This window comes from Micromonospora acroterricola, from assembly GCF_003172955.1.
Taxonomy (GTDB): Bacteria; Actinomycetota; Actinomycetes; order Mycobacteriales; family Micromonosporaceae; genus Micromonospora; species Micromonospora acroterricola.
Genome location: NZ_QGKR01000115.1, coordinates 22,277 through 28,864, shown reverse-complemented (window position 1 = coordinate 28,864; position 6,588 = coordinate 22,277). Strand labels below are relative to the sequence as shown.

The following is a 6,588-nucleotide window of genomic DNA, read 5'->3' as shown; positions in this document are numbered from 1 at the left end:
GTGGTGCTCATGCGGCCGACTCCGTGAACTCCCGGCGGCGATAGATGATCACACGCGCGGTGATGTTGACGATCAGCGTGATCGCGAACAGCACCAGGCCGGAGGCGATGAGCGCGCCCCGCCCGGTCTCGTTCGCCTCGCCGAACGTGTTGGCGATGTTGGCGGCGATGCTGTTGCCGCCGTTCTCGATGAGGTTGAACGAGATGCCGAAGGTGATGCCGAGGGTCATCGCCAGGGCGATGGTCTCGCCGAGCGCCCGGCCCAGGCCGAGCATCACCGCGGCGATGATGCCGGGCCGTCCGTAGGGCAGCACCGCCGTGCGGATCGTCTCCCACTTGGTGGCGCCGAGGGCGAGGGCGGCCTCCTCGTTGGCGGTCGGGGTCTGCAGGAACACCTCGCGGGAGAGCGACGTGATGATCGGCAGCACCATGATCGCCAGTACGAGCGAGCCGAGCAGGATGGACTTGCCGAACGGACCGTCACCGCCGAACAGCGGGATCCAGCTGAAGTACTTGTTCAGCCAGACGGACAGGTCCTGCACCGGCTTCAGGAAGATCTCCCGACCCCACAGACCGAAGACCACGCTGGGGACGGCGGCGAGGAGGTCGATCAGGAAGCCGAGCGCGGTGCCCAGCCGGCGGGGCGCGTAGTGGGAGAGGTAGAGCGCGATGCCGAGGGCGACCGGCACCGCCACCAGCAGCGCGAGAGCGGCGGTGAGCACGGTGCCGAAGGCCAGCGCCCCGATGCCGAACTTCGGTTCGGCGTCGTTGGGGAACCAGCCCTCGAAGGTCCAGAAGTTCTCCGTGTTGGCACGCAGTGCCGGTGTCGCTTTGGCGACCAGGAAGACCGCGATCGCCGCGATGATGACCAGGACGGCCGTGCCGGCGGCCAGGGTGAGGCCGCGGAAGGCCCGCTCGGCGCCGAACCTGCGGGATCGGGGCAGCGCGCCGCCGCCGCCCAGCCCGGTGCCGCCCGGGGTACGGGTGCTGACTGGTGCTTCGGCCACACGCGCCGAGGCACCGGCGGGCCACTCGTGACTCTGGGTCACGCTGGTCCCGCCGGTGCCGGCGTCGGCCGAGCGGTGGGGGGTTTCACCCATCTGCTCGCTCGATTCGATTGCGGAAGTGGTGTCTTGGTCAGGAGATGTTCTTGACCGCGGCCTCGACCTTGGTGCGGACCGTCTCCGGCAGCGGGGCGTAGCCCAGCTCGGTCAGAGCGGCCTGACCCTCGGCGCTGGCGGCGTGGGCCAGGAAGCCCTTGACCAGCGGCAGCTTGTCGGCAGCAAGACCCTTGCCGCAGACGATCTCGTACGTCGCCAGGACGATCGGGTAGGCCCCGGCCTCCTTGGTGTTGTAGTCGATCGACATCTTCAGGTCGTCGCCCTGGCCCTCGACCTTGGCGCCGGCGATGGTCTTTCCGGCCGACTCGGCGGTCAGCGCGGCGAACTCGCCGTTGCCGTTACCGATCTTGGCCATCTTCAGGCCGCCGTTCTCGGCGTACGACCACTCGACGTAGCCGATGGTGCCGGCCTGGCCCTTGATCGCGCTCGCCACGCCGTCGGACTTGGCGGCACCGGTGCCACCCGGGGCCTTCCACTCCTTGGCCTTGCCGAAGGTCCAGTCGGTCTCGGCGGTCTTGCTCAGGTAGTTGGTGAAGTTGTCGGTCGTGCCGGACGAGTCCGAGCGGTGCACCGCGTTGATCGCGGTCGACGGCAGCTTGGCGTCCGGGTTGTCGGCCTTGATCGCCGCGTCGTCCCACTTGGTCGCCTTGCCGGCGAAGATCTTCGCCAGGGTGGCCGGCTTGAGCTGGAGGTTGTCCACGCCGTCGAGGTTGTAGGCGATGGCCACGGGGCCGATCACCATCGGCAGGTGGATGGCCTTGCCGCCGGCGCACTTGGCGTCCGCCTGCGGCTGCTCCTCCGGCTTGAGGGCGGAGTCGGAGCCGGCGAAGTCGGCGGTGCCGGCGATGAAGGCCTGGATGCCGGCGCCCGAGCCGGACGGCTCATAGTTGATCTTGGCGCCGGAGCACTTCTGCTGGTAGGCCTTGATCCACTCGTCCATGGCGTTTTTCTGCGCGGACGAGCCCTGGGTGTTCAGCGTGCCGGTGGCGCAGTCGACCGCGGCGGCCGAGCCGGAGGCGCTGGCGCCGGTGGCGGGCTCGTTGTTGTCCGAGCCGCATGCACTGAGGCCGAGCGTCGCGGCGAGAGCGAGGCAGGCAAGAGTGCCGTACCGCTGGAGCTTCACCTGAGGGGTTTCCCTTCGCGTCTGACTTGGCGCCCCGATCCCGGGGCCCGAGGACCGGCGCTGACCGGCTGACACGAAAGCTAGAAGTGCCAGGTAGCCGGTTCGCCGGTCGCAAGTGAACGCAAGGTGAACACGTACGGCCCCCGAGGTGACCGCTCGCTGAGGGTGAGTTGTCCGTTAAGTGAACCCGGGTACGCCGGTCGGAAGTATGGCCATATTTCCGGTACGCTGTTATCCCGCCGACGCGCGGCCGTTACCCGGGGGTGACCCGGCCGCAGCGGTGCCCGCCGGTCACCCGAGGTGGTAGTTGATGTGCGCGGACCAGCGGGCGAAGCCGAGCCGCTCGTAGAGCGCCATCGCGCCGGTGTTCGACTCGTCCACGTAGAGCATCACCCGGTCCAGCCCGCGCCGGTCCCGCAGGTACGCCAGCCCGGCCGTGGTCAGCGCCCTACCGAGCCCGCCGCCGTGCGCGGTCGGCTCCACGCCGAGCACGTACACCTCGCCGATCCGGGCCGACCCCGGGCGCTCGTGCACCTTGGTCCAGTGGAAACCGAGCAGCCGGCCGGTCGCGGTCTCCTCGGCGAGCAGGAAACCGGCCGGGTCGAACCACGGCTCGGTGAGACGGACCCGCAGGTCGTCCGAGGTCCACCGACCCTGCTCGGGGTGTTCGGCGAAGGCCCGGGCGTTGAGGGCCAGCCAGGCCGCGTCGTCCGCCCCTGGCCGGAACGCGCGCAGCGCCACTCCGTCGGGCAGGCGCGGCTCCGTCAGCGGCGCGGCCAGTGGCCGGCGCAACTGCCAGAGCACCCGGGCCCGGGTGAAGCCGAGGTCGACCGCGAGCGCGGCGGCCGAGGGGTGGTCGCCGTGCGCCCACGCCCGCAGCGGCCCGGTGGCCGAGGCGAGCACGCCCCGGGCCAGCGCCCGCCCGGTGCCGCGCCGCCGGTACGCCGGGTGCACCACCAACTCGACGCCGATCCCGCCGATCGGGTCGGTGGTGTCTAGGTGGGCGTACCCGGTCAGAGCACCGTCATCGGCGCGGGCGATCAGGTGCACCGCCGGGGCGTCCGGGTCACGCAGGCGGAGCAGGACGTGTTCGTCGAGCGGGTCGGCGCCGTCGGTGTCTCCCGCGGCTCGGGCCAGGGCCAGCACGTCGGCGATCTCCGCCGGGGTCGGGCGGTCGGTCCGGGTCACCTGGTCGCTGGTCGGCTCGACGCTGCTCATCCCGTCACCGTAGCCGCCGGGAACAGCGGTCCGGGGGGATCCCGGGCCGTGGTGCGGGCCGGCTCACGTCGGGTCGGTGGGCAGCGCCTCCAACTGGAACCGATCGGTCAGGTCGGGCAGGATCCGGCGCAGAGCGTCCACCGTGCCCTGTCGTTCCCCGCCAGCGTCGTGCAGGAGCACCACCGAGCCCGGTTCGGCCTGGGTGACCACCGAGGCGGCGATCATGCCCGCGCCGGGCGTGTCCCAGTCCGACGGGTCCACCGACCAGTGCAGCGGGGTCATGCCGAGCTGCTGCGCCACCGACACCACCGGGTAGGTCCAGGCGCCGCCGGGCTGGCGGTACCAGACGATCGGGGCGTTCGGCACCGCTGCCCGGATCGCCTCGTTGGTCCGCAGGAGGTCGGCACGGATGACGTCCGCGGACCGGTTGCCGAGGGTGACGTCGTGGTGCCAGGAGTGGTTGCACAGGGTGTGCCCGTCGGCAACGATCGCCTGGATCAGCTCCGGGTGGTACTGGGCGTTCTCACCCACCACGCAGAACGTGGCCTTGACGTCGAACTCGCTCAGCACGGCGAGCACCTGCGGGGTGTAGCGGGGGTCGGGCCCGTCGTCGAAGGTCAGCGCGAGTCGCTCGGTGCCGGTGGTGGAGTGCGCGCCGAACAGGCGGTCGCCCCCCGCGTCGCGCCCCGAACCGTCCTGACCGGACTCGGCGGGGCCGCCACTGCCGCTCGGGGCCGCGCTCGGCTCGTCGCCGGTGGGCTGGTCGGCGTAGTGCGGCCCGTCGACGTTCGTGGTGACTCCGGTGGCGTGTCGCTGGGTCTGGTCGGGGACGAGGCTGCGGCCCAGCACGTACGCCGAGCCGAGCAGCGCCGCCACCACCAACGTGACGATTCCCGCCGCCCGGGCGGTCGAGTTGATCCGCGTCACGGCTTCCGCCCGGCTGACCGGTCACGCCGGCCTCTCGCCCCCGTGGTCACTACGCGCACCGTCGCCCCTTTCTCCGACAAACCCGGCAGTCAGAATAGAACCGACGAGCTGCACAAAAAGGGCATATGGGGAATCGTCCCCGACGGGATCAGACGGGCAGCGGCGCGTGCTCCGCCTCGGGCAGGGACCGCGACGGCGGCACGACGAACTTGTAGCCCACCTGGCGGACCGTGCCGATCATCGACTCGTACTCGGAGCCGAGCTTGGCGCGCAGCCGCCGGACGTGGACGTCCACGGTCCGGGTGCCGCCGAAGTAGTCGTACCCCCAGACCTCGCGGAGCAGCTGGTCCCGGGTGAACACCCGCCCCGGGTGCTGGGCCAGGAACTTCAGCAGCTCGAACTCCTTGTACGTGAGGTCGAGCGGGCGGCCCTTCAGCTTGGCCGCGTAGGTGTCCGGGTCGATGGTCAGCTCGCCGGCCCGGATCGAGCCGCCGGCGCCGGCGGTCGCGTTGCTCAGCCGGCCCACCGCCAGCCGCAGCCGCGCCTCCACCTCGGCGGGCCCGGCCGAGGCGAGGATGACGTCGTCGACCCCCCAGTCGGCGTTCAGGGCGATCAGGCCGGCCTCGGTCACCACCGCCACCAGCGGCACCCCGAGCCCGGTCGCGTGCAGCATCCGGCAGGTCGCCCGGGCCTCGCTCAGCTCCGACCGCGCGTCCACCAGCACCGCGTCCGGACTGGGGCCGGCGACCAGGGTGCGGACGTCGCGCGGTGCGGTGCGGACCGAGTGCGGCAGCAGGTCGAGTGCCGGCAGCACAGCCGACGGTTCCCCTGCGCGTGCGGTCACCAGCAGCAGGATCTCCACGATCACCTCCGTCCCGGCGGCGCGTGGCCGCACGCGACCAGACACACCCACGAGGAGCGCGCTGAGAAATTGCGTGGTCCCGGCGTCGCTGACGGGCGGGTAGCGGCTTGAGCGTAACTGATGGCCTCCGTTACGCCGCCGGGTCGTTTCCCGTTTGTCCACCTTGCCCCTGATCGTGGCGCAGGTTTTAACGTTGCTGAAACCCGTGACCACCGCGCCGGGCGGTCGGTCTGGCACGATCGGGGCGTGTTTCCCTCCACCTCGCCTGACGCCGGCCGCGAATCGTGGCCCGACGGGCCCCGTCCGGGCCCGGCCGCCCCGACCCGTGGCCACCCGCCCGCGCCGCGCTCCGGGCCGGCCGTCGCCGACGGCGAACGCCGCGAACGCGGTGGGCCCCGCCGGGCACGCCGCGCCGGGGAGCCGGCGCGGCGCTCCGAGGACGAGGTCGACGAGCCGGAGGAGGAGGTCGTACCGGCGGTCGAGGTACGCCGACCGCTGGCGCTGACCATCGCCGGTTTCGCCGCGCTGCTCGGCGTCGGCCTGGTGCTGGGCGCGCAGACCTCCGGACCCGGTCACCGGCTGCCGTTCGCCTTCATCATCTTCGGTGTCCAGTTGCTGTTCGTGCTGGCCTGGACGATGGCCATGCGCCCACCCGCGCTGCTGCTGGTCGCCGGGATCAGCGCGGTGGTCGCCGCCGTCGTCGACGTCGCCGCGGTGCAGAGCGACATCGCCGGCCTGGCGCCGCTGGGCTACCTGGCCGCCGGCGGGTTCCTCGCCGCCGTGCTCGGTCAGCTGGTCCGGCGCGTCGACCGGGTCCGGGTCACCGACTCGCTCGGCGCCACGCTGCTCATCGTGGTCGGCGTGGTGGCCTTCGGCACGCTGATCGTGCTCAGTCGGATCCCGGCCGGCACCCAGGCGATCACGGTCTGCCTGACCGCGAGCGGGGTCGCGCTGACCGTCGCCCGGCTCACCGACGCGGTGCTGCCCTGGCCCCGGCTGGCCCCGCAGGTGCCCCGGGGCGCCGCTGGCGTGGTCGCGGGCGCGATGGTCGGCACGCTGGTCAGCGCGGTCCTCGGCAGCTATCTCGTGGCCCCCTTCACGCCGACCAAGGCCGCGGTGATCGGCCTGGTCGCGGCCGTCACCGCCGTGCTCTCCGACCTCGCCGTGGGGTACGCGGAGGCGGGCCGGCTGATGGCCGGCGAACCGCCCACCATGTGGGTCGCCCGGCACATGCAGGGTCCGCTCGGCGGCTTCGCCCTGGCCGCGCCGGCGGCGTACGCCATGTGCATGCTGTTCCTCTGAGCCACGGTTGAGCCCGGACCCCGCCGGGTACCTACG

At 72.1% G+C, this 6,588-nt stretch carries 6 protein-coding genes; 1 reads left to right on the top strand and 5 read right to left on the bottom strand.

Features of this window, described 5'->3' with window-relative positions; genetic code table 11:
- Nucleotides 1-7: 7 nt before the first annotated feature.
- From pstC to DKT68_RS03945, 5 genes are all read right to left on the bottom strand, one after another.
- Nucleotides 8-1,099 (bottom strand): phosphate ABC transporter permease subunit PstC, encoded by a 1,092-nt coding sequence (pstC, locus tag DKT68_RS03965; protein WP_109816069.1) that lies wholly within the window; start codon nt 1,097-1,099, stop codon nt 8-10.
- A 37-nt stretch (nt 1,100-1,136) separates the two neighbouring features.
- Complete coding sequence (gene pstS / locus DKT68_RS03960; RefSeq protein WP_109816068.1) at nt 1,137-2,243, bottom strand: phosphate ABC transporter substrate-binding protein PstS; 1,107 nt, start codon at nt 2,241-2,243, stop codon at nt 1,137-1,139.
- Nucleotides 2,244-2,534: 291 nt separating this feature from the next.
- The gene (gene mshD, locus DKT68_RS03955; RefSeq protein WP_109816067.1) at nt 2,535-3,461 is read right to left on the bottom strand and encodes a mycothiol synthase; all 927 of its coding nucleotides are present in this window, start codon (nt 3,459-3,461) and stop codon (nt 2,535-2,537) included.
- Nucleotides 3,462-3,524: 63 nt separating this feature from the next.
- Entirely contained in the window at nt 3,525-4,388 is an 864-nt protein-coding gene (locus tag DKT68_RS03950; RefSeq protein WP_201748887.1) for a polysaccharide deacetylase family protein, read from the bottom strand.
- 148 nt (nt 4,389-4,536) lie between these two features.
- Nucleotides 4,537-5,256 (bottom strand): winged helix-turn-helix transcriptional regulator, encoded by a 720-nt coding sequence (locus DKT68_RS03945; protein ID WP_179781168.1) that lies wholly within the window; start codon nt 5,254-5,256, stop codon nt 4,537-4,539.
- A gap of 240 nt (nt 5,257-5,496) precedes the next feature.
- Between DKT68_RS03945 and DKT68_RS03940 the strand changes: the two genes are divergently transcribed.
- Nucleotides 5,497-6,552 (top strand): hypothetical protein, encoded by a 1,056-nt coding sequence (locus tag DKT68_RS03940; protein ID WP_109816066.1) that lies wholly within the window; start codon nt 5,497-5,499, stop codon nt 6,550-6,552.
- The last annotated feature ends 36 nt before the right edge of the window (nt 6,553-6,588 follow it).